General features: G+C 69.5%; 22 protein-coding genes. All 22 read left to right on the top strand.

Annotated elements, in window-relative coordinates:
- Positions 1-13 precede the first annotated feature (13 nt).
- The gene (lysA, locus tag ACKOQ4_RS16535; protein WP_526293684.1) at positions 14-1,393 is read left to right on the top strand and encodes a diaminopimelate decarboxylase; all 1,380 of its coding nucleotides are present in this window, start codon (positions 14-16) and stop codon (positions 1,391-1,393) included.
- A complete protein-coding gene (locus ACKOQ4_RS16530) occupies positions 1,390-2,703 on the top strand; it encodes a homoserine dehydrogenase (protein WP_526293673.1) in 1,314 nt (437 codons plus the stop codon). The genes lysA and ACKOQ4_RS16530 overlap by 4 nt, the downstream gene beginning before the upstream one ends.
- Complete coding sequence (gene thrC / locus ACKOQ4_RS16525) at positions 2,700-3,842, top strand: threonine synthase (protein WP_526293672.1); 1,143 nt, start codon at positions 2,700-2,702, stop codon at positions 3,840-3,842. Before ACKOQ4_RS16530 ends, thrC begins: the two co-directional genes overlap by 4 nt.
- Before the next feature lie 13 nt (positions 3,843-3,855).
- Complete coding sequence (gene thrB, locus ACKOQ4_RS16520; protein ID WP_526293671.1) at positions 3,856-4,797, top strand: homoserine kinase; 942 nt, start codon at positions 3,856-3,858, stop codon at positions 4,795-4,797.
- Between the two features lie 92 nt (positions 4,798-4,889).
- The gene (locus ACKOQ4_RS16515; RefSeq protein ID WP_526293670.1) at positions 4,890-6,119 is read left to right on the top strand and encodes an ICP22 family protein; all 1,230 of its coding nucleotides are present in this window, start codon (positions 4,890-4,892) and stop codon (positions 6,117-6,119) included.
- A gap of 273 nt (positions 6,120-6,392) precedes the next feature.
- Positions 6,393-8,036, top strand: coding sequence for a transcription termination factor Rho (gene rho / locus ACKOQ4_RS16510; protein WP_526293669.1), 1,644 nt, complete (start codon positions 6,393-6,395; stop codon positions 8,034-8,036).
- A gap of 23 nt (positions 8,037-8,059) precedes the next feature.
- Positions 8,060-9,628, top strand: coding sequence for a fatty-acid--CoA ligase FadD1 (fadD1, locus tag ACKOQ4_RS16505; RefSeq protein WP_526293668.1), 1,569 nt, complete (start codon positions 8,060-8,062; stop codon positions 9,626-9,628).
- 119 nt (positions 9,629-9,747) lie between these two features.
- On the top strand, positions 9,748-9,984 hold the full coding sequence (gene rpmE, locus ACKOQ4_RS16500) for a 50S ribosomal protein L31 (protein WP_526293667.1): 237 nt from the start codon (positions 9,748-9,750) through the stop codon (positions 9,982-9,984).
- An 86-nt stretch (positions 9,985-10,070) separates the two neighbouring features.
- On the top strand, positions 10,071-11,150 hold the full coding sequence (gene prfA, locus ACKOQ4_RS16495; protein ID WP_526293666.1) for a peptide chain release factor 1: 1,080 nt from the start codon (positions 10,071-10,073) through the stop codon (positions 11,148-11,150).
- Positions 11,147-12,001: a peptide chain release factor N(5)-glutamine methyltransferase gene (gene prmC / locus ACKOQ4_RS16490; RefSeq protein ID WP_526293665.1), complete on the top strand. Its 855-nt coding sequence runs from the start codon at positions 11,147-11,149 to the stop codon at positions 11,999-12,001. The genes prfA and prmC overlap by 4 nt, the downstream gene beginning before the upstream one ends.
- Complete coding sequence (locus ACKOQ4_RS16485) at positions 11,998-12,660, top strand: L-threonylcarbamoyladenylate synthase (RefSeq protein ID WP_526293664.1); 663 nt, start codon at positions 11,998-12,000, stop codon at positions 12,658-12,660. The genes prmC and ACKOQ4_RS16485 overlap by 4 nt, the downstream gene beginning before the upstream one ends.
- Positions 12,660-13,865 carry a glycosyltransferase family 4 protein gene (locus tag ACKOQ4_RS16480; protein WP_526293663.1) on the top strand — a complete coding sequence of 402 codons (1,206 nt, stop codon included), beginning with the start codon at positions 12,660-12,662 and terminating at the stop codon, positions 13,863-13,865. Before ACKOQ4_RS16485 ends, ACKOQ4_RS16480 begins: the two co-directional genes overlap by 1 nt.
- A gap of 95 nt (positions 13,866-13,960) precedes the next feature.
- The gene (locus ACKOQ4_RS16475) at positions 13,961-14,461 is read left to right on the top strand and encodes an ATP synthase subunit I (protein WP_526293662.1); all 501 of its coding nucleotides are present in this window, start codon (positions 13,961-13,963) and stop codon (positions 14,459-14,461) included.
- 5 nt (positions 14,462-14,466) lie between these two features.
- A complete protein-coding gene (gene atpB, locus ACKOQ4_RS16470; RefSeq protein ID WP_526293661.1) occupies positions 14,467-15,222 on the top strand; it encodes a F0F1 ATP synthase subunit A in 756 nt (251 codons plus the stop codon).
- A gap of 76 nt (positions 15,223-15,298) precedes the next feature.
- On the top strand, positions 15,299-15,550 hold the full coding sequence (locus tag ACKOQ4_RS16465; protein WP_293223340.1) for a F0F1 ATP synthase subunit C: 252 nt from the start codon (positions 15,299-15,301) through the stop codon (positions 15,548-15,550).
- A gap of 6 nt (positions 15,551-15,556) precedes the next feature.
- Positions 15,557-16,087: a F0F1 ATP synthase subunit B gene (locus ACKOQ4_RS16460; protein WP_526293660.1), complete on the top strand. Its 531-nt coding sequence runs from the start codon at positions 15,557-15,559 to the stop codon at positions 16,085-16,087.
- Positions 16,088-16,097: 10 nt separating this feature from the next.
- Complete coding sequence (locus tag ACKOQ4_RS16455; protein ID WP_526293659.1) at positions 16,098-17,432, top strand: F0F1 ATP synthase subunit B/delta; 1,335 nt, start codon at positions 16,098-16,100, stop codon at positions 17,430-17,432.
- 47 nt (positions 17,433-17,479) lie between these two features.
- Entirely contained in the window at positions 17,480-19,126 is a 1,647-nt protein-coding gene (gene atpA, locus ACKOQ4_RS16450; protein WP_526293658.1) for a F0F1 ATP synthase subunit alpha, read from the top strand.
- On the top strand, positions 19,126-20,049 hold the full coding sequence (locus tag ACKOQ4_RS16445; RefSeq protein WP_526293657.1) for a F0F1 ATP synthase subunit gamma: 924 nt from the start codon (positions 19,126-19,128) through the stop codon (positions 20,047-20,049). Before atpA ends, ACKOQ4_RS16445 begins: the two co-directional genes overlap by 1 nt.
- 33 nt (positions 20,050-20,082) lie before the next feature.
- Complete coding sequence (atpD, locus tag ACKOQ4_RS16440) at positions 20,083-21,567, top strand: F0F1 ATP synthase subunit beta (protein WP_526293656.1); 1,485 nt, start codon at positions 20,083-20,085, stop codon at positions 21,565-21,567.
- 30 nt (positions 21,568-21,597) lie between these two features.
- The gene (locus ACKOQ4_RS16435; protein ID WP_526293655.1) at positions 21,598-21,963 is read left to right on the top strand and encodes a F0F1 ATP synthase subunit epsilon; all 366 of its coding nucleotides are present in this window, start codon (positions 21,598-21,600) and stop codon (positions 21,961-21,963) included.
- A 27-nt stretch (positions 21,964-21,990) separates the two neighbouring features.
- Positions 21,991-22,180 (top strand): DUF2550 family protein (locus ACKOQ4_RS16430; RefSeq protein ID WP_526293683.1); only part of this gene is annotated, 190 nt, incomplete at its 3' end.

Here is a 22,180-nt window from a genome sequence, read left to right as displayed (position 1 = left end):
GCATGCCGAGGAGATCCACCAGGGGTCCGCGCCGCCGCCGCCGCGAAACCCCGGTGACGTGCTCGCGCTCGCCGCGAATGTCTGGCCGCGCAACCTCGTTCGGTGCGGTGACGGGGTAGTCCGGATCGCCGGTGTGACGGTCACCGACCTGGCCGGAGACTACGGGACGCCGCTGTTCGTCATCGACGAGGACGATTTCCGCAGCCGGTGCCGGGAGATGGCTGCCGCCTTCGGCGGGGGTGACAACGTTCACTACGCGGCCAAGGCCTTCCTGTGCAGCGAGATCGCCCGGTGGGTCGCCGAGGAAGGCCTGTGCCTCGACGTCGCCAGCGGCGGCGAACTGGCCGTCGCGCTGCACGCCGGTTTCCCGGCGGAGCGGATCGCACTGCACGGCAACAACAAATCGGTCGACGAACTCACCGCCGCGGTCAAGGCCGGCGTCGGCTACGTGGTGGTGGACTCGATGACTGAGATCGGCCGCCTCGACGCCATCGCGGGCGAGGCCGGGGTGGTGCAGAACGTCATGGTGCGGGTGACCGTCGGTGTCGAGGCCCATACCCACGAATACATCGCAACCGCCCACGAAGACCAGAAGTTCGGCCTGTCGCTGGCAGGCGGCGATGCGATGCAGGCGGTGCGGGAAGTCTTCGCCGTGGCCAACCTGAGGCTGGTCGGGCTGCACAGCCACATCGGGTCGCAGATCTTCGACGTCGGCGGTTTCGAACTCGCCGCGCACCGTGTGATCGGCCTGCTGCGCGAGATCGTCGCCGAGTTCGGGGTTGACAAGACCACCCAGATCGCCGCGGTGGACCTCGGCGGAGGTCTGGGCATCGCCTATGTGCCGCAGGACGATCCGCCCCCGGTGGCCGAACTGGCCGCCAAACTGACGGCGATCGTGCGGGCCGAGTCGGCCGCGGCCGGACTGCCCACCCCCCGGCTCGTGGTCGAACCCGGACGGGCGATCGCCGGCCCGGGCACCGTCACCCTCTACACCGTCGGCACGGTCAAGGATGTGGCGGTCAGCGGCACCTCGCAGCGCCGATACGTCAGCGTCGACGGCGGCATGAGCGACAACATCCGCACGTCGCTGTACGGGGCGGCCTACGACGTGCGCCTGGTGTCGCGGTCGAGTTCGGCACCGCCGGTGCTCGCGCGCATCGTCGGCAAGCATTGCGAGAGCGGCGATATCGTCGTCTCCGACGCCTGGGTGCCGGCCGACCTGGCACCCGGTGACCTGCTCGCCGTCGCGGCGACCGGCGCCTACTGCTACTCGATGTCCAGCCGGTACAACCTGATCGGCCGGCCGGCCGTCGTCGCGGTGCGCGACGGCGGCGCGCGCCCGGTGCTGCGCCGGGAGACCGTCGACGATCTGCTCAGTCTGGAGGTGCGGTGACCAACGGGAGCGCGGAGAGGCCGATCGGTGTCGCGGTGCTCGGCCTGGGCAATGTGGGGCGCGAGGTGGTGCGCATCATCGGCGAGAGCGCCGTCGACCTGGCCGCCCGCATCGGTGCGCCGCTGGAGCTTCGCGGTGTCGCGGTGCGCCGGGTGGCCGGCGACCGGGGTGTGCCGGCGGGGCTGCTGACCGACAACGTCGAGGAACTGGTCTCGCGCCCGGACGTCGACATCGTCGTGGAGCTGATGGGCCCGGTCGAGCCCGCGCGCAAGGCCATCCTGACCGCTCTGGAGCACGGCAAGTCGGTGGTGACCGCGAACAAGGCGCTGCTGGCAGAGTCCACCGGCGAGCTCGCCGAGGCGGCCGAACGCGCTCGCGTCGACCTGTACTTCGAGGCCGCGGTGGCCGGCGCGATCCCGGTGATCCGCCCGCTCACCCAGTCGCTGGCCGGGGACACCGTGCTGCGGGTGGCCGGAATCGTCAACGGCACCACCAACTACATCCTCTCCGAGATGTCCTCCTCCGGTGCCGATTACGAGCACGCCCTGGCCGACGCCAGCGCGCTGGGATACGCCGAGGCAGACCCGACTGCCGACGTCGAGGGCTACGACGCCGCGGCCAAGGCGGCCATCCTCGCGTCGATCGCCTTCCACACCAGGGTCACCGCCGACGACGTCTACCGCGAGGGCATCACGAAGGTCGCCCCGGCCGACTTCGAGGCCGCCCGGGCGCTCGGCTGCACCATCAAACTGCTGGCCATCTGCGAGCGGATCACCGCCGACGGCCAGGAACGGGTCTCGGCCCGGGTCTATCCGGCCCTGGTGCCGCTGGCGCATCCGCTGGCATCGGTCAGCGGAGCCTTCAACGCCGTGGTCGTCGAGGCGGCGGCGGCCGGGCGACTGATGTTCTACGGGCAGGGCGCAGGCGGCGACCCGACCGCATCGGCGGTGATGGGTGATGTGGTGATGGCCGCGCGCAACCGGGTGCAGGGCGGCCGCGGGCCGCGTGAGTCGCGCTACGCGCAGCTGCCGATCGCGCCGATCGGCGTCATTCCGACCCGTTACTACGTGAGCATGACGGTCAAGGACCGCCCGGGCGTATTGGCCTCGGTTGCAACCGAATTCGGCAAACGCGAGGTCAGCATCGCCGAGGTGCGCCAGGAAGGCCTGCCCGGCGGAGGCGCACGGATCGTCGTCGTGACCCACCGGGCCACCGATGCCGCGCTGTCGGAGACCGTCGCCGCGCTGGCCGGCCTCGACGTGGTCGACGGAGTCACCAGCGTGCTGCGTCTGGAGGGAACCGCCGAATGACCGATGAGCGTCTTGCGCGAAGAGAATCCGGCACCGATGAGCGTCTTGCGCGAAGGTTTGCCGACTGCCGTGGCCGCGCTGGCTGCTCCTGGCCAGGGCTGATCGAGGCCTACCGCGACCGGCTGCCGATGGCCGCGAACTGGACACCGGTGACCCTGCTGGAAGGCGGCACCCCCCTGGTCGCCGCGCCCCGGCTGTCGGAGCGGACCGGCTGCCGGGTGTACCTCAAGGTCGAGGGCCTCAACCCCACCGGATCGTTCAAGGACCGCGGAATGACCATGGCGGTGACCGAAGCGGTGGCCACCGGTAAGCAGGCGGTTCTGTGCGCCTCCACCGGGAACACCTCCGCGTCGGCCGCCGCCTACGCAGCCCGGGCGGGCATCACCTGCGCGGTGCTGATCCCGCAGGGCAAGATCGCGATGGGCAAGCTGGCCCAGGCGGTGATGCACGGCGCCAAGATCATCCAGATCGACGGTAACTTCGACGACTGCCTGGAGCTCGCCCGCAAGCTCACCGCCGATTACCCGACCATCTCTCTGGTCAACAGCGTCAACCCGGTGCGCATCGAGGGGCAGAAGACCGCGGCGTTCGAGATCGTCGACGCCTTGGGCGTCGCGCCCGACGTGCACGCCCTGCCGGTCGGCAACGCCGGCAACATCACCGCCTACTGGAGGGGCTATACCGAGTACCACCGCGACGGGGTCAGCGAAACCCTGCCCCGCATGCTCGGCACCCAGGCCGCCGGCGCCGCACCGCTGGTGCTGGGCAAGCCGGTCAGCAAGCCCGAGACCCTGGCCACCGCGATCCGGATCGGATCCCCGGCGTCCTGGGACGGCGCCATGACCGCGCAGCGCGAGTCCGGCGGCCGGTTCCTGGCCGCCACCGACGAGGAGCTGCTTGCCGCGTATCACCTGGTGGCGCGGGACGAAGGTGTGTTCGTCGAACCCGCCTCGGCCGCCAGCGTCGCCGGACTGCTCAAGGCCGCCGAGGACGGCTGGGTGCGGCGCGGATCGACGGTGGTGTGCACCGTCACCGGCCACGGCCTCAAAGATCCCGACACCGCGTTGCGCGACATGCCGGCGGTCAGCCCGCTTCCGGTCGAACCGGCCGCGGTGGTGGCCGCGCTGGGTCTGGACTGAGGCGAGGGCCGCGTTGAGCGTCCAGCTGCCCCCCGGCCTGATCGGCCACGCAACGGTTGCGGCCTCCAGTGCCAACCTCGGCCCAGGCTTCGACAGCCTCGGCCTGGCGCTGGCCATCTACGACCAGATTGCCGTCGAAACCACGGCGGGTGCAACGGTTGTCGATATCGAGGGGGAGGGCCGCGGCCAGGTTCCCGCCGGTCCGGACAATCTGGTGGCCGAGGCCGTCCGGCGTGGGCTGCAAGCCGCCGGAGCGCATGTGCAGGGCTTGAAGATCAACTGCCGCAATGCCATTCCGCACTCACGCGGGCTGGGATCGTCGGCAGCAGCCGTTGTCGGCGGATTGGCGGCAGCCAACGCCCTTGTCGCACAGGCGGATCTGCCCGAGCTCACCGGAGTCCAACTGATCCAGCTGTCCGGTGAGTTCGAGGGGCACCCGGACAACGCCTCCGCCTCGGTTCTGGGAGGCGCCGTGGTGTCGTGGACCGAGTCGCCGGCCGACGACGGCCCCGGAACGCCCGGCTACTTCGCCGCACCGCTTCGGCTGCATCCCGATATCCGGCTGTTCGCCGGTATTCCCGAGGTGCGTTCGTCGACCGCCGAGACCAGGGTCCTGCTGCCGGCTGAGGTCAGCCACCGAGCCGCCCGGTTCAACGTCAGCCGGGCGGCCTTGCTGGTGCTCGCTCTCACCGAGCGCCCGGATCTGCTGATGCCGGCCACCGAGGACCGGTTGCACCAGCCGCAGCGCGGCCCGGCGATGCCGGCATCCGCGCAGTACCTGCAGGTCCTGCGGCGTCACGGTGTGGCCGGGGTGCTCTCCGGGGCGGGACCGTCGGTGCTGGCGATGACCGACGGCGCCGACCTGCCGGCCGAGGTGATCGGCTTCGCCCGCGAACACGGCTTTGCCACCGCGGAGGTGGCGGTGGGCGCCCCGGTGTGCTGGGCGCGGCGTTGAGCCCGGTCACAGCGGCGGACGGCCGCTGAACTTTGACGTGTGATACCTGTCACAACTAGGTTGGTGGCTGTCGGGTCAGGGAGGTTCGGGCAATGGCGATCGTGAACGGCGGGGTTCGGCTGGGGGCGGCGGTGTTCGCGCTGGGACTGTCACTGGCAGGACCCCAGGCGGCGGGCGTGGCCTCGGCTGACAGCGGTGACCGGGGCGGATCCGCCGCGTCGGCGGGCACGGCCGGTGACTCCGGCTCCGCGCCGGGCTCGAGGGCCAGGACCGCCGGGAAGGGCAGGGCGCACGCCGCCGCTTCGGAGGAGCCCGGCCCGCCCGAGGATTCAACGGTGGATCCGGCGGTGGTGCCGGATCCTGCCGAACAGGCCGATCCGGCTGATCTCCCGGAGCAGCCGCCGATTAAGGCCGAGGGGGACGACGCGCTCCCCGGGAAGCCCCTGGTGACCGCGGGTCCGCTGCAGGAGGTGCCCGACCCCGCCGAGACGGCTGTCGGCCTGACCGAGCCGCCGGAGTCCGTCAAGGAGCCGGTGGAGGCCGCCGAGGACAGCGCGACCACGGGCGAGTCCGGTGGCGCCGATCCGCAGGACGCCAGTGACCTGGACGACGGCGCGGTCCAGGAGCCTTTGCCGGGCCGGGGCGGCGGCAAGCCGATGCCCTTCTGGCGCACCGGCACCGCGGTCGAGGACCCCGGCGCGGACGACTCTGCTGTGCCGACGGACCCCCCGATCGAAGACATCGCGCTGCCGACCAAGTCCAACGAGTGGCCCGCCGAGCCGCCGATCGCGATATGGGACGGCAATTCCGACGCGGCGAATCAGGGCGCCACCTGCGCGGGCCCCGACTGCGGGGACGACGGGATCCGCTACTTCAGCACCTCGGGCGTGGCCACGCCCTCCGAAAATGCTCCAAACCAGCGGGTCGCCACCCTGCGAGCCAGGATCGCCGGGGCTTTCGACCGGGCTGCGGCGTGGCTCGGCGCCCTGTCCGGCGGGCCGCTGCTCGACAGGTACGTCGGATACCTCTCCGGCGTCCTGCTGCTGATACGCCGGAGTCTGTTGGCGGAGAACACCCCGGGCACCGGCACCGGAGATCCGGGCACCGGCGACAGCGACCCGGGCTCCAAGAAAGTCGAGCTGCCGAAGAGGCTTGTCGGCCTCGGCGAGGACGACGCCGTCGGCGAGGCCGAATCCGAGGGCTGGGTCGTCCGGGTCGTCGCCCGCGACGGCGAAGAGTTCGTGGTCACCAAGGACTATGTGGAAACGCGGGTGAACCTGACTGTCAACGACGGCGTGGTGACAGATGTCTACGTGGGATGAGCCCGTCTGCACCGCCGGGCGAGCCTTTCTTGCCTCTGGTGGCGAAGGGGGCTATCCTCATGGCGTCCAGCAACTGCAGCGTAGGTACTGCGCCGACTACTAGGACGATCACCACATTTTGATTCTCCAATCCAGTGTGCTGACGGTGGGCCGACCGGCCACTGCACTCCGCAGCCACTGAGCACCGACAACGGTGAGACTTCGCGTACAGCGAATCGGCTGAACGCCGGACACCCCCGCGAGATGAAAACGCTGGGGAAGGAAAGGAAATCCGTGACCGATACGGACATCATCACGGCTGAGGACCACACCCCGCACACACCGCAGTCCGCGGATGCCGGGAGTGGCGCACTGGCCACCATGGTGCTGCCGGAACTGCGTGCCCTGGCCGGACAGGTCGGCGTCAAGGGGACGTCGGGGATGCGCAAGAACGAACTGATCGCCGCCATCAACGAGATCCGCGACGGCGGGCCCGGGCACAACGGCGGCGGCAACGGCAGCGCCCACGAGCAGACCGAGAACCGGCGGGAGCCCGCCGAATCCGGCGAGACCCCCGCCCGGCAGCAGGCCGGCGCCGAGGGCGGCGAGAACAAGGCCGACAGCAGCGGCCACCAGGCCCAGCAGGGCGGCGGGGAGTCCGGCCCAGCCGGTCAGCAGGGCGACGAGGGCGGCGGCCACCGCGGCCGCCGTTTCCGCGACCGTCGCCGCCGCGGCGACCGTCCCGGCGGCGAGGGCGGCGGCGAGGCCGAACTGCGCGAGGACGACGTCGTCCAGCCGGTCGCCGGCATCCTCGACGTCCTGGACAATTACGCCTTCGTGCGGACCTCCGGCTACCTGGCCGGCCCCAACGACGTCTACGTGTCGATGAACATGGTCCGCAAGAACGGGCTGCGCCGCGGCGACGCCGTCACCGGCGCCGTGCGGGTGCCCCGCGACGGCGAGGGCGGCAACCAGAACCAGCGCCAGAAGTTCAACCCGCTGGTGCGTCTGGACAGCGTCAACGGCGGTCCGGTCGAGGCGGCGCGGAACCGCCCCGAGTTCGGCAAGCTGACCCCGCTGTATCCCAACCAGCGGCTGCGCCTGGAGACCTCCTCCGAGAAGCTGACCACGCGCGTGATCGACCTGATCATGCCGATCGGCAAGGGCCAGCGCGCCCTGATCGTCTCCCCGCCCAAGGCCGGCAAGACCACGATCATGCAGGACATCGCCAACGCGATCACCCGCAACAACCCCGAATGCCACCTCATGGTCGTGCTCGTCGACGAGCGCCCCGAGGAGGTCACCGACATGCAGCGCTCGGTCAAGGGCGAGGTGATCGCCTCCACCTTCGACCGCCCGCCGTCCGACCACACCCAGGCCGCCGAGCTGGCCATCGAGCGGGCCAAGCGCCTGGTCGAGCAGGGCAAGGACGTCGTGGTGCTGCTCGACTCGATCACCCGGCTGGGCCGCGCCTACAACAACGCCTCCCCGGCGTCCGGGCGCATCCTGTCCGGCGGTGTCGACTCCACCGCCCTGTACCCGCCGAAGCGGTTCCTGGGCGCTGCGCGCAACATCGAGGACGGCGGGTCGCTGACCATCATCGCCACCGCCATGGTCGAGACCGGCTCCACCGGTGACACGGTGATCTTCGAGGAGTTCAAGGGCACCGGCAACGCCGAGCTCAAGCTGGACCGAAAGATCGCCGAGCGCCGGGTGTTCCCGGCCGTCGACGTCAACCCGTCCGGCACCCGCAAGGACGAGTTGCTGCTCTCGCCCGACGAATTCGCCATCGTGCACAAGCTGCGCCGGGTGCTCTCCGGTCTGGACAGCCACCAGGCGATCGACCTGCTGATGAGCCAGCTGCGCAAGACCAAGAACAACTACGAGTTCCTGGTGCAGGTGTCCAAGACCGCGCCGGGCACGGCCGACGTCGACTGACCGCTGACGTTCCGGCGCCGCGCGTGGCCGACACCGTCCAGCAGCTGCTCCGCGAGCGCGCCGGCGACCCGGCCCCCGCGGTCCGGTACGGCGAGTTGGAGTGGACCTGGGCGCGGTACCTCGACGAGGCCGCCCGTCAGGCGGCCGCGCTGATCGCACTCGGCGATCCAGAGCGCCCGCTGCACGTCGGCACCCTGCTGGGCAACACCCCCGCGATGCTCGCGGCCATGGCGGCCGCCGGCCTGGGCGGCTACGTGCTGGCCGGTATCAACACCACCCGCCGCGGCGTGGCACTGGTGCGCGACATCGCCCTCGCCGACTGCCAGATCCTGCTCACCGACACAGCGCATCTCGGTCTGCTGGAGGGTCTGCAGATGCCCGGCGTCCGGGTGTTCGACGTCGACTCGGCGCAGTGGAGGGCATTGCTGACCTCGGCCGGCCAACTGCAGCCGCGCGCCGAGCCGGGTCCCACCGACACCTTCATGCTGATCTTCACCTCCGGGACCAGCGGGGAGCCCAAGGCGGTCCGGGTGCCGCACATGATGATCCCGTTCTCCGGAGTTGCTCTCGCGCAACGGTTTTCCCTCACCAGCGCCGACGTCTGCTACCTGTCGATGCCGCTGTTCCACTCCAACGCTCTGCTGGGGGGCTGGGCGGTGGCGCTGGCCTCCGGCGCGGCGATGGCTCCGGCGGACTTCTCGGCCTCCGGGCTGCTGGGCGACCTGCGCCGCTACGGCGCCACCTACATGAACTACGTCGGCAAGCCCCTGGCCTACGTGCTGGCCACGCCCGAACGACCCGACGACGCCGACAACCCGCTGCGGGTGGCGTTCGGCAACGAGGCGGCTGAGCGCGACATCGCCGAGTTCGGCCGCAGGTTCGGCTGCACGGTCACCGACGGCTTCGGCTCCACCGAGGGGGCGGTCATCATCACCCGGGACGGCAACTGCCCGCCCGGGTCGGTGGGCCGCGGCTTCCCCGGGGTGGCGATCTATCACCCCGAGAAACGCACCGAGTGCCCGCCGGCCCGGTTCGACGCCGCCGGAGCCCTGGCCAACGCCGCCGAGGCGATCGGCGAGATCGTCAACACCGAGGGCGCCGGGATGTTCCGCGGGTACTACAACGACCCCGAGGCGACCGGCGAGCGGTTGCGCCACGGCATGTACTGGTCGGGTGACCTGGGCTACCGCGACGACGACGGCTGGATCTATCTGGCCGGCCGCACCGGGGAGTGGCTGCGGGTGGACGGCGAGAACCTGGCCTGCGGGCCGATCGAGCGGATCCTGCTCCGGCTGGCGCCGGTCAGCCAGGTCGCGGTCTACGCCGTCGCCGATGACCTGGTGGGCGACGCGGTGATGGCCGCCCTGGTGCTGCGCGACGGCGCGACGCTGAGCGCGGGGGAGTTCGGCGAGTTCCTCGCGGCTCAGCCGGACCTCTCGCCGAAGGCCTGGCCGCGCCACGTCTGGATCGCCGGCGCCCTGCCGGCCACCGCGACCAACAAGGTCGTCAAACGCCGACTCAGCGCACAGGGCCTGGCGGTACCGTCCGGTCGGCTGTGGCGGCGCCGCGCGGACGGCTATCACCCGGCGTGAGGACCGCATTTGGGCAGGTGGCGGCCGGACTGGCATACTGAGAGCCGATCAACCTCAGGTACCGGTTCACGTCCAGGAGCACCACAGGGCGACCCGGCGACCAAACCAGAAGAGGACTTATGAAAACCGGTATCCACCCCGCGTACGTCGAGACCACCGTGGTCTGCGGCTGCGGCAACAACTTCACCACCCGCAGCACCAAGGAGAGCGGCCACATCGTGGTCGAGGTCTGCTCCCAGTGCCATCCCTTCTACACCGGCAAGCAGAAGATTCTCGACAGCGGCGGCCGGGTGGCCCGCTTCGAGAAGCGCTACGGCAAGCGCGCCGCCAAGGGCGCGGAGTCCGCTGACAGCTAGCTCCACCACCGACGTCCGACGCTCGCCGCCGCGCGAGTCCGGGCGTCGGTTTGTGTCCGGCTGCTGATGACCGACGAGGACGGACGATGACGCAGAGCGCCCCCGCCGACGCGATCGACGCCGTGCTCGCCGAGCATGCCGAGCTCGAACTCCGGCTGGCCGACCCGGATCTGCACAGCGACACCGCCAATGCCCGCCGGGTTGGCCGCCGGTTCGCGCAGCTGGCGCCGATCGCGGCCACCTATCGCAAGCTGGAAGCCGCCCGGGGTGACCTGGAGGCCGCCCGCGAACTGGCCGTCGACGACCCCTCCTTCGCCGAGGAGGTCACCGAGTTGGAGTCGCGGGTGGCCGAACTCGACGACCAGCTCACCGACATGCTCGCGCCGCGGGACCCGCACGACGCCGACGACATCGTGCTGGAGGTCAAGTCCGGCGAGGGCGGGGAGGAGTCGGCGCTGTTCGCCGCCGACCTCGCCCGGATGTACATCCGCTACGCCGAACGGCGCGTCTGGTCGGTCACCGTCCTGGACGAGACCTTCTCGGATCTGGGCGGCTACAAGGAGGCGACCATCTCCATCGCGAGCAAGGGAGACTCCGCGGACGGCGTGTGGTCGCGGCTGAAGTGGGAGGGCGGCGTCCACCGGGTGCAGCGGGTCCCGGTGACCGAATCCCAGGGGCGGGTGCACACCTCGGCGGCCGGGGTTCTGGTCTACCCCGAGCCCGAGGAGGTCGAGCAGGTGCAGATCGACGAATCCGATCTGCGTGTCGACGTCTACCGCTCCTCGGGCAAGGGCGGGCAGGGCGTCAACACGACCGACTCGGCGGTCCGGATCACCCACCTGCCGACCGGGATCGTGGTGACCTGCCAGAACGAACGGTCGCAACTGCAGAACAAGGCCCGCGCCATGCAGGTGCTGGCGGCGCGGCTGCAGGCCCTGGCCGAGGAGCAGGCGCTGGCCGACGCCTCGGCCGACCGGGCCAGCCAGATCCGCACGGTGGACCGCTCCGAACGGATCCGGACCTACAACTTCCCGGAGAACCGGATCGCCGACCACCGGATCAACTTCAAGGCGCACAATCTCGACCAGGTGCTCGACGGAGATCTGGACGCCCTGCTCGACGCGCTCGCCGCCGCCGACAAGCAAGCCCGGCTACAGCGGGCATGATCTCCACCCGCGTGCGCGAAGCGATCGTCACCGCGGCCGCGACGCTGGCCGAAGCCGGGATCGACTCGGCGCGGACCGACGCCGAACTTCTGGCCGCCCACGCGGCGGGCACCGACCGCGGCCGGCTGGTCCTGCTGGATTCGCCCGACCCTGCTTTCTTCGACCGGTTCGGCGCAGCCGTTGCGGCGCGGGCGCGGCGGGTCCCGCTACAGCACATCACTGGAACGGCGGCCTTCGGCCCGGTGCATCTGCACGTCGGTCCGGGGGTGTTCATCCCGCGCCCGGAGACCGAATCGCTGCTGGAATGGGCGCTGGCGCAGTCACTTCCGCGATACGCTGCGATCATTGACCTATGCACGGGTTCGGGGGCGCTGGCCATAGCCCTGGCCGCCGCGCTGCCGGAGGCGCGGGTGACCGCGGTGGACGACGACGAGTCCGCCCTTGACTACGCCCGTCGCAACGCCGAGGGCACCGGGGTGCGGCTCGTGCGCGGCGACGCGACCGACCCCGCCCTGCTGCCCGAACTGGACGGAACCGTCGACCTGGTGGTGGCAAATCCGCCCTACATTCCCGCCGGCGCCGTGCTGGATCCCGAAGTCGCCGGGCATGACCCGGCCCATGCGCTGTTCGGCGGAGCCGACGGCATGGCTGTGATCGCCCCCGTCGCGCGACGTGCCGCGCGGTGGCTGCGTCCGGGCGGGTTGCTGGCCATCGAACACGACGACACCACCTCGGCCGCCACCGTCGAGATCATCACCGGGACAGCGGCTTTCGCCGACGTCATCGGCCGTCGCGACCTCACCGGAAGGCCGCGCTTCGTCACAGCTCGCCGGATCGGGGAGCGGCGATGACCCAGAGCTTCGACTGTCGCGATCCGCAGAACCGCACCGAGGCGATCGCCGCGGCCGTCGCGGCGCTCAAGAGCGGACGGCTGGTCGTGATGCCCACCGACACGGTCTACGGCATCGCCGCCGACGCCTTCGAAAGCGATGCCGTCGCCGCACTGCTCGCGGCCAAGGGCCGCGGCCGTGACATGCCGGTCGGCGTGCTGGTCGGCTCCTGGCACACCATCGAAGGTCTGGTGTACTACGTGCCCGACCCGGCGCGGGAGCTGATCCGCGCGTTCTGGCCCGGCGCGCTGAGTTTGGTGGTGCAGCAGGCGCCGTCGCTGCGATGGGACCTCGGTGACGCGCGCGGACCGGTGATGCTGCGGATGCCGCTGCAACCGGTGGCCCTCGAACTGCTCCGGGAGACCGGGCCGCTGGCGGTCTCCAGTGCCAACGTCTCCGGCCAGCCGCCGGCCACCACCGCCGAGGAGGCCCAGCGCCAGCTCGGCGGTCTGGTCGACGTCTACCTCGACGGCGGCCCGTCCGCGCAGCAGGCGGCGTCCACCATCGTCGACCTCACCGGCGCGTCGCCGCGCATTCTTCGTGAGGGCCCGGTCAGTGCGGCGGAGGTGGCGGCGGTGCTCGGCGTCGACCCCGAGACGCTGACCGGACCGGCGCCGTGATGGACACCGCCGTGCTGGCGCTGTCCGATCGGGGGGCGGGTGTCCCGCTGCGCGAACTGGCGCTGGTCGGCCTGACGGCCGCCGCCGTCACCTACTTCGCGACCGGGGGGGTGCGGGTGCTGGCCCGCCGACTCGGCGCGGTGGCCTACCCCCGGGCCCGTGACGTGCACCTGGCGCCCACCCCGCGGATGGGCGGCCTGGCCATGTATCTCGGGGTCGTCACCGCGGTGTTCCTGGCCTCCCAGCTGCCGGCGCTCACCCGCGGCTTCGTCTACTCCTCCGGCATGCCGGCGGTGGTGATCGCCGGCGGACTGGTGATGGGCATCGGGCTCATCGACGACCGGTGGGGCCTGGACGCGCTGACCAAGTTCGCCGGCCAGGTCACCGCGGCCAGCGTGCTGGTGACGATGGGGGTGGCCTGGAGCGTCCTGTACATACCGTTCGGCGGCGTCGGCACGATCGTGCTGGACCAGGCCTCGTCGATCCTGGTGACCCTGGCGTTGACGGTCGCGATCGTCAACGCCATGAACTTCGTCGACGGCCTGGACGGGCTGGCCGCCGGTCTGGGTCTGATCACCGCGATGGCCATCTGCATCTACTCCGTCGGCCTGCTGCGTGAACACGGCGGCGACGTCCTGTTCTACCCGCCGGCGGTGATCTCGGTGGTGTTGGCCGGGGCATGCCTTGGCTTCCTGCCGCACAACTTCCACCCGGCCCGGATCTTCATGGGCGACTCCGGGTCGATGCTGATCGGCCTGATGCTGGCGGCGGCCTCGACGACGGCGGCCGGTCCGATCTCCCAGAGCGCCTACGGTGCCCGCGACGTATTCGGTCTGCTCTCGCCGTTCCTGTTGGTGGTCGCGGTGGTGTTCGTGCCGGCCCTGGACATGCTGCTGGCCATCGTCCGGCGCACCCGCGCCGGACGCAGTCCGTTCAGCCCGGACAAGATGCATCTGCACCACCGGCTGCTGCAGATCGGCCATTCCCACCGTCGCGCGGTCCTCCTTATCTACCTGTGGGTGGGACTGGTCGCCCTGGGCGCGGCCAGCACCATTTTCTTCGACCCCCGCTACACCGGGGCGGTGCTTCTCGCAGCGCTCGCGGTGGCCGTGCTGGTGACCGTGGTCCCCCTCATCCGGGGCGAGAACATGCCCGATGACGACGAGCTGACGGCGCTCTACGACAGCCTGTACGACGGTAGGTAGTAGGCCGGTTTTCCCCGCTCACCCTGTGGTACGGTGCCGAAGCACAAGCCCGTTCGGGGGCCGACTTTCGCGACGAAACGATTGTGGGTGGACGTGTGACGACACCAGCGCCGGACGCGCCGTTGGTGTTCCCGTCCGTCGTCTTCCGACCGGTCCGGCTGGCAGCCGTCTGCGCCGGGACCGCGGCGGTGGCGACCGCCGTCGCCGGCTGGCTCGGGCAGGTCATGTTCGGGGTGTTCTTCGGCGTCGGACTGGCTCTTGGACTGATCAACGCTCTGCTGGTGCGCCGGTCGGTGGCCTCGATCACCGCTGACGCCCACCCGCTCAAGCACAAGATGGCCGTGAATTCGGCGACTCGCCTGCTTGTCATCACGGCGATCGGGCTGACCATCGCGTTCCTGTTCCGCCCCCCGGGCCTCGGCGTCCTCTTCGGCCTGGCCGTCTTCCAGGTCTATCTGGTGCTGAGCACCTCGCTGCCGGTGTGGAAGAAGATCCGAACCGGGGATCCGGACGCCGCGTCGAGGACAGATACGGCTTCCGCGACGGATTCTTATTTCAATCCCGCCTCATCTGCCGACAACATGTTCAAGGATTAGCAACCATGACCGAACGAATCCTCGCCGAGGGCGCGATCGAGGTCGGCCACCACACCACGGCCACCTGGCTGGGCATGACCGTGAACACCGACACGGTCTACGCGACCGCGCTGGCCGCGGCCATCACCCTGGCCCTGGCGTTCTTCCTGCGGGCCAAGGTCACCTCGACCGGTGTGCCCAGCGGCGTGCAGCTGTTCTGGGAGGCCATCACCACCCAGATGCGCGGCCAGATCGAATCGGCCATCGGCATGAAGATCGCGCCCTTCGTGCTGCCACTGGCGGTCACGCTGTTCGTGTTCATCCTGATCGCGAACTGGATCTCGGTGCTACCGGTCCAGTACAGCAATGCCGAGGGGCAGACCCACGAGCTGCTCAAACCGCCGGCCTCGGACATCAACTTCGTGCTGGCGCTGGCCCTGTTCGTCTTCCTCTGCTACCACGCGGCCGGCATCTGGCGGCGCGGCCTGATCGGCCACCCGGTCAAGTTGCTCAAGGGACACGTCGCCTTCCTGGCCCCGATCAACCTCGTCGAGGAGATCGCCAAGCCGATCTCGCTGTCGCTCCGACTCTTCGGCAACATCTTCGCCGGCGGCATCATGGTGGCGCTGATCGCGTTGTTCCCGCCCTACATCATGTGGGCGCCCAACGCGATCTGGAAGACCTTCGACTTGTTCGTCGGTCTGATCCAGGCGTTCATCTTCTCGCTGCTGACGATCCTGTACTTCAGCCAGTCGATGGAACTGGATGAGGAGCACCACTAGAGACCGACAGACTTCTCGACCCCCGAGGCAACCAACAGCCTGGTAGAGACCTACCAGCAATCAAGGAGGATAAGTAATGGCAGACCCACAAATCGTCGCGGGCGCGCTGATCGGCGGCGGGCTCATCCTGGGCGGCGGCGCCATCGGCGCCGGTATCGGCGACGGCATCGCCGGTAACGCGCTGATCTCCGGCATCGCCCGCCAGCCCGAGGCGCAGGGCCGCCTGTTCACCCCGTTCTTCATCACCGTCGGTCTGGTGGAGGCGGCGTACTTCATCAACCTGGCGTTCATGGCGTTGTTCGTGTTCGCCACTCCAGGCGCGTCCTAGACCGTCATGGGGGACGTGAGCGTCACCGTATTGGCGAGTGAGGAAGGCGGCACCCAGAACTTCCTCATTCCCAACGGCACCTTCTTCTTCGTGCTGGCCATCTTCCTGATCGTGCTCGGCGTGATCGCCAAGTTCGTCGTGCCGCCGATCCAGAAGGTGTTGGGTGAGCGTGAGCGGATGGTGGCCAAGACCGCCGAGGACAACCGCCAGGCGGCCGCCCAGGAAGCGGCGGCCGAGGCCGACTACAACAAGGAACTGGCCACCGCCCGCTCCGAGGCGGCCGGCATCCGGGACATCGCCCGCGCTGAGGGCCGCGAGGTCATCGACGACTTCAAGGCCCGGGCCAACGAGGAGGTTTCCGGCACCCTGCAGCAGGCCAACGACGAACTCAAGCTGCAGAGCGACGCCATCGCGCCGACCCTGAACTCCTCGGTGGAGACGCTGTCGGCGACGCTGGCCAGCCGGGTGCTCGGAGTCCCGGTCTCGGGTGGTTCCTCGTCGGCGACGGCGTACGACTACACGACTTCGGAAGGCTGAGGGGCGCAAGTTGTCAACCTTCATCGGGCAGCTGGTCGGCTTCGCCGTCATCGTCTGGATCATCACCAAGTATGTGGTGCCGCCGGTGCGCAGGCTGATGGCCGACCAGAAAGCGGCGGTGGCCAACCAGCTGGAGGAGAGCGCCAAGGCCACCCAGCGGCTCGCGGCCGCCGACCAGTTCCACGCCCGCAGGGTCGCCGAGGGCAGGGAAGAGGCCCGGCACATCGTCGACGAGGCCCGTACCGACTCGGTGCGCATCGCCGAGCAACTCAACGTCCAGGCCGGTGTCGAAGCGGAGCGGATCAAAGTCCAAGGAGGTCAGCAGGTTTCGCTGCTGCGGGCTCAGCTGATCCGTCAGCTCCGGGGCGACCTCGGCAGCGAGTCGGTGCAACGGGCAACCGAACTGGTCCGGGCGCACGTCGCCGATCCGCAGGCTCAGTCGGCCACGGTCGACCGCTTCCTCGACGAACTGGAGTCGATGGCACCGGCGGCGTTCGCGCCCGAGGTGGCCTCACCCGGGCTGCGCTCGGCGAGCCGCGAGGCACAGGCCGCCGTGGTGGCGCGCTTCGACGCGCTGGCGGGTTCGCTGAGCGCATCCGACCTCTCCACGCTGGCCGAGGAACTGGCCGCTGTGGACAGACTCCTGCTCAGCGAGCCGATCCTGGCCCGCCACCTCGCCGAGGCCACCGGTGAGGCCGAGGCCAAGAAGCAGATGCTCAACCGGCTGCTGAGCGGTCGGGTCGGCTCCAACACACTTGACATCCTCGACGCGGCTGTCTCGGTGCGTTGGTCCAGGACGCAGGACTTCACCGGCTGCCTCGAGCACGTGGCCCGGCTGAGCCTGCTGGCGCGGGCCGAGCGGGAGGGCCAGGCCGACGAGGTGGCCGAGCAGCTGTTCCGCTTCGACCGGGTGCTCAACACCGAGCCCCGGCTGGCCGGACTGCTCAGCGACTACTCCAAACCGGCCACCGACCGGGCCGCCCTGCTGCGCAACGTGCTCGACCGGGCCAGCGGAACCAACTCGACCGCGGCGGCGCTGCTGAGCCAGACGGTCGAGCTGTTGCACGGCGAGCGGGCCGACGAAGCGGTCCAGGAACTGGCCCAGCTGGCCGTGGCCCGCCGCGGCGAGATCGTCGCCCAGGTGAGCGCGGCCGCCGATCTGAGCGAGGCCCAGCGCCGGCGGCTCACCGATGTTCTCACCCGGATCTACCACACCCCGGTTTCCGTTCAGCTCACCGTCGACCCCGAGTTGCTCGGCGGCCTGGCGGTCGCCGTCGGGGACGAGGTTATCGACGGAACGCTGTCATCCCGGCTGGCCGCGGCCGCGACGAAACTGCCCGACTAGCCGCCCCGACCAGCCCACGACCAAGACAAAGAGGAAGACGAAAAGCTATGGCAGAGTTGACAATCTCCGCATCCGACATCCAGGGCGCCATTGAGAACTACGTCTCGAGCTTCGAGGCGGGCACCGGTCGCGAGGAGATCGGAACCGTCATCGACACCGGCGACGGCATCGCCCACGTCGAGGGGTTGCCCTCGGTGATGACACAGGAACTGCTGGAATTCTCCGGCGGCGTCCTCGGTGTCGCGCTCAACCTCGACGAGCACAGCATCGGCGCGGTGATCCTGGGCGAGTCCGACAAGATCGAGGAGGGGCAGCAGGTCCGTCGCACCGGAGAGGTGCTCTCGGTACCGGTCGGCGACGCCTTCCTGGGCCGCGTGGTCAACCCGCTCGGCCAGCCCATCGACGGCCGCGGTGAAATCACCGCCGAGACCCGTCGGGCCCTCGAGCTGCAGGCCCCCTCGGTGGTTCAGCGTCAGAGCGTCAGCGAGCCGCTGCAGACCGGGATCAAGGCCGTCGACGCGATGACGCCGATCGGCCGCGGCCAGCGCCAGCTGATCATCGGCGACCGCAAGACCGGAAAGACCGCCGTCTGCGTCGACACCATCCTCAACCAGCGCCAGAACTGGGAGACCGGCGACCCGTCCAAGCAGGTGCGCTGTGTCTACGTCGCGGTCGGCCAGAAGGGCACCACGATCGCCAGCGTGCGCCGCGCCCTGGAAGAGGGCGGCGCGATGGACTACACCACGATCGTCGCCGCACCCGCCTCGGACTCCCCGGGCTTCAAATGGCTTGCGCCCTACACAGGTTCGGCGATCGCCCAGCACTGGATGTACGACGGCAAGCACGTGCTGATCGTCTTCGACGACCTCACCAAGCAGGCCGAGGCCTACCGCGCGATCTCGCTGTTGCTGCGCCGGCCCCCGGGCCGCGAGGCCTACCCGGGCGACGTCTTCTACCTGCACTCCCGGCTGCTGGAGCGTTGCGCGAAGCTCTCCGACGAACTCGGCGGCGGGTCGATGACCGGACTGCCGATCATCGAGACCAAGGCCAACGACATCTCCGCCTACATCCCGACCAACGTCATCTCGATCACCGACGGCCAGTGCTTCCTGGAGACCGACCTGTTCAACCAGGGCGTGCGACCGGCCATCAACGTCGGCGTCTCGGTGTCCCGGGTCGGCGGCGCCGCACAGATCAAGGCGATGAAGGAGGTGGCCGGCTCACTGCGCCTGGACCTGTCCCAGTACCGCGAGCTGGAGTCATTCGCCGCCTTCGCCTCCGACCTCGACGAGGCCTCGAAGGCTCAGCTGGAGCGCGGTGCGCGGCTGGTGGAGCTGCTCAAGCAGCCGCAGTACACCCCGATGGCCGTGGAGGACCAGGTGGTGGCGATCTTCCTGGGCACCAAGGGGCACCTCGACACGGTCCCGGTGGCCGACGTCTCCCGCTTCGAGTCGGAGTTCCTCGAACACCTCAAGGCGTCCAATTCCACTGCCCTGGCTGAGATCAAGAGTTCGCAGAAGCTGAGCGAGGAAACCGAGGCCGCGCTCACCGCCGCGGTCGGCGATTTCAAGCGCGGCTTCGCCACCTCCGACGGCAGCTCGGTCATCCCGGACTCGCACGTCGCCGCGATGGACGCCGCCGACGAGGGCAAGGAATCCGTCCAGGTTCGTAAGCCCGCCCCGAAGAAGAAGTAATGGCAGCCACACTCCGCGAACTGCGCGGGCGGATCAAGTCGGCCGGGGCGATCAAGAAGATCACCAAGGCCCAGGAGCTGATCGCCACCTCCCGCATCGCCAAGGCGCAGGCCCGGGTGCTCTCGGCCCGGCCGTACTCGGTGGAGATCACCAACATGCTGACCAACCTGGCGGCGGAGTCGGCACTGGATCACCCGCTGCTGGTGCCGAGGGAGAACGCCCGGCGGGCAGCGGTGCTGGTGGTGTCCTCGGACCGCGGGCTGTGCGGTGCGTACAACGCCAACCTGCTGCGGCGCTCGGAGGAGCTGATCGCCCTGCTGCGCCAAGAGGGCAAACAGCCGGTTCTCTACGTTGTGGGCCGTAAAGCGCAGGGGTACTTCAGCTTCCGCAACTGGGCGATCACCGACTCGTGGGTCGGATTCTCCGAGAAGCCGACCTACGAGCACGCGCAGGAGATCGCCGACACCATGGTGACCGCGTTCCTCGCCGGCGCCGACGACGAGGGTGACAACCCGGGCGAGGACGGCGTCCTCGGAGTCGACGAACTGCACATCGTCTTCACCGAGTTCCGGTCGATGCTCTCCCAGGTGGCCGAGGCGCGCCGGATCGCGCCGATGGAGGTGGAGTACGTGGAGGAGGACACCGGGCCGCACACCCTGTTCTCCTTCGAACCGGACGCCACCACGCTGTTCGGGACGCTGCTGCCGCGCTACGTCGCCACCCGGATCTTCTCGGCGCTGTTGGAGGCGGCGGCATCGGAGTCGGCCTCGCGGCGGCGTGCGATGAAGTCGGCGTCGGACAACGCCGACGACCTGATCAAGATTCTGACCCTGATGGCCAACCGCGAGCGCCAGGCCAAGATCACCCAGGAAATCAGCGAGATCGTCGGTGGCGCAAACGCTCTCGCCGACGCCACCAAGTAGAGACGCCGGACAGCGTAGGAAGCGAAGAGAGAAATGACCGAGACCACCGTCATCTATGCCAGCGACAGCGGTAGCAGTAGCGGAGCCGGCAGCGGCAGCGGCAGCAACGACAAGGCCGGCCGCGTGGTCCGCGTCACCGGCCCGGTCGTGGACGTGGAGTTCCCGCGCGGTTCGGTCCCCGAACTGTTCAACGCCCTGCACGCCGACATCACGTTCGGCTCGATGGCCAAGACGCTGACCCTCGAGGTCGCCCAGCACCTCGGTGAGAACCTGGTGCGCACCATCTCGATGCAGCCCACCGACGGCCTGGTTCGCGGCGTCGAGGTCACCGACACCGGCCGGTCCATCTCCGTGCCGGTCGGCGACGGCGTCAAGGGCCACGTCTTCAACGCCCTGGGTCAGTGCCTCGACGAGCCCGGCTACGGCAAGGACTTCGAGCACTGGTCGATCCACCGTCGCCCGCCGGCCTTCGACGAACTCGAGCCCCGCACCGAGATGCTCGAGACCGGTCTGAAGGTCGTCGACCTGCTGACCCCGTACGTGCGCGGCGGCAAGATCGCCCTGTTCGGCGGTGCCGGCGTGGGCAAGACCGTGCTCATCCAGGAGATGATCAACCGCATCGCCCGCAACTTCGGTGGCACCTCGGTGTTCGCCGGCGTGGGCGAGCGCACCCGCGAGGGCAACGACCTGTGGGTGGAACTTCGCGACGCCAACGTGCTCAAGGACACCGCTCTGGTGTTCGGCCAGATGGACGAACCGCCGGGCACCCGCATGCGGGTGGCTCTCTCGGCGCTGACCATGGCGGAGTTCTTCCGCGACGAACAGGGCCAGGACGTGCTGCTGTTCATCGACAACATCTTCCGGTTCACCCAGGCCGGTTCCGAGGTGTCGACCCTGCTGGGTCGCATGCCATCGGCCGTGGGTTACCAGCCGACGCTGGCTGACGAGATGGGCGAGCTGCAGGAGCGCATCACCTCCACCCGCGGCAAGTCCATCACCTCGATGCAGGCCGTGTACGTGCCCGCCGACGACTACACCGATCCCGCCCCGGCCACCACGTTCGCCCACCTCGATGCCACCACGGAGCTCTCCCGCACGGTGTTCTCAAAGGGCATCTTCCCGGCCGTGGACCCGCTGGCGTCCAGCTCGACCATTCTCGACCCCGCGGTCGTGGGCGACGAGCACTACCGGGTGGCACAGGAGGTCATCCGGATCCTTCAGCGCTACAAGGACCTTCAGGACATCATCGCCATTCTCGGTATCGACGAGCTGTCCGAGGAGGACAAGCAGCTGGTCAACAGGGCGCGGCGCATCGAGCGGTTCCTGAGTCAGAACATGATGGCCGCCGAGCAGTTCACCGGCCAGCCGGGCTCCACGGTTCCGGTCAAGGAGACCGTCGAGGCTTTCGACAAGCTCGCCAAGGGCGACTTCGACCACGTGCCCGAGCAGGCGTTCTTCCTGATCGGCGGTTTGGACGATCTGGCGAAGAAGGCGCAGACCTTCGGCGTCACTCTGTGATCGCGGTGCTCACGCGAAAGGTGCTCTGACATGGCCGAATTGGAGGTCGCGATCGTCGCCGTCGAACGCGAGATCTGGTCGGGCAAGGCGACGTTCCTGTTCACCCGAACCATCTCCGGCGAGATCGGCATCCTGCCCAATCACATCCCGCTGGTGGCTCAGCTCGTCGACGACGCGATGGTGCGGGTGGAGCGCGAGGGCGAGGAGGACCTGCGCATCGCCGTCGACGGCGGGTTCCTGACGGTGACCGAAGCCGGGGTGACGGTGCTGGCCGAGTCGGCCGAATTCGCCTCCGAGATCGACGCCGAGGCGGCCAAGGCCGACGCGGCATCCGACGATCCGCAGACGGCCGCTCGCGGCCGCGCGCGGCTGCGAGCGCTCGGCCAAATCGACTGACCGCCGGTGAGCGCGTCGTTGGTCGTCATGGTCGCGCTGGTCAGTCTGCTGTTGATCGTCGTCCTGGCCCTGAGCTTTCGGCTGTGGAAGCTGGGGCAGGGCGGCACACCCGGAATCCTGCGGGACACCCCGGCCGTCGGGGGTCACGGCTGGCGGCACGGGGTCATCCGCTATCACGGTGACGAGGCCGGGTTCTACCGGCTGTCCAGCCTTCGGC

Source organism: Mycobacterium sp. (genome assembly GCF_046095365.1).
Lineage (GTDB): Bacteria > Actinomycetota > Actinomycetes > Mycobacteriales > Mycobacteriaceae > Mycobacterium.
Note: the sequence above shows the minus strand (reverse complement) of the source record. Positions and strands in the feature narration are given on the sequence as shown.

What these genes read in the sequence shown, in the direction of transcription:
- ACKOQ4_RS16435 (WP_526293655.1), top strand. Translation starts at nt 21,598, where the DNA reads ATGGCCGAATTGGAGGTCGCGATCGTCGCCGTCGAACGCGAGATCTGG.
- ACKOQ4_RS16485 (WP_526293664.1), top strand. Translation starts at nt 11,998, where the DNA reads ATGACCCAGAGCTTCGACTGTCGCGATCCGCAGAACCGCACCGAGGCG.
- thrC (WP_526293672.1), top strand. Translation starts at nt 2,700, where the DNA reads ATGACCGATGAGCGTCTTGCGCGAAGAGAATCCGGCACCGATGAGCGT.
- atpB (WP_526293661.1), top strand. Translation starts at nt 14,467, where the DNA reads ATGACCGAACGAATCCTCGCCGAGGGCGCGATCGAGGTCGGCCACCAC.
- ACKOQ4_RS16465 (WP_293223340.1), top strand. Translation starts at nt 15,299, where the DNA reads ATGGCAGACCCACAAATCGTCGCGGGCGCGCTGATCGGCGGCGGGCTC.
- prfA (WP_526293666.1), top strand. Translation starts at nt 10,071, where the DNA reads ATGACGCAGAGCGCCCCCGCCGACGCGATCGACGCCGTGCTCGCCGAG.
- atpA (WP_526293658.1), top strand. Translation starts at nt 17,480, where the DNA reads ATGGCAGAGTTGACAATCTCCGCATCCGACATCCAGGGCGCCATTGAG.
- atpD (WP_526293656.1), top strand. Translation starts at nt 20,083, where the DNA reads ATGACCGAGACCACCGTCATCTATGCCAGCGACAGCGGTAGCAGTAGC.
- ACKOQ4_RS16480 (WP_526293663.1), top strand. Translation starts at nt 12,660, where the DNA reads ATGGACACCGCCGTGCTGGCGCTGTCCGATCGGGGGGCGGGTGTCCCG.
- ACKOQ4_RS16445 (WP_526293657.1), top strand. Translation starts at nt 19,126, where the DNA reads ATGGCAGCCACACTCCGCGAACTGCGCGGGCGGATCAAGTCGGCCGGG.
- ACKOQ4_RS16515 (WP_526293670.1), top strand. Translation starts at nt 4,890, where the DNA reads ATGGCGATCGTGAACGGCGGGGTTCGGCTGGGGGCGGCGGTGTTCGCG.
- prmC (WP_526293665.1), top strand. Translation starts at nt 11,147, where the DNA reads ATGATCTCCACCCGCGTGCGCGAAGCGATCGTCACCGCGGCCGCGACG.
- rpmE (WP_526293667.1), top strand. Translation starts at nt 9,748, where the DNA reads ATGAAAACCGGTATCCACCCCGCGTACGTCGAGACCACCGTGGTCTGC.
- ACKOQ4_RS16460 (WP_526293660.1), top strand. Translation starts at nt 15,557, where the DNA reads ATGGGGGACGTGAGCGTCACCGTATTGGCGAGTGAGGAAGGCGGCACC.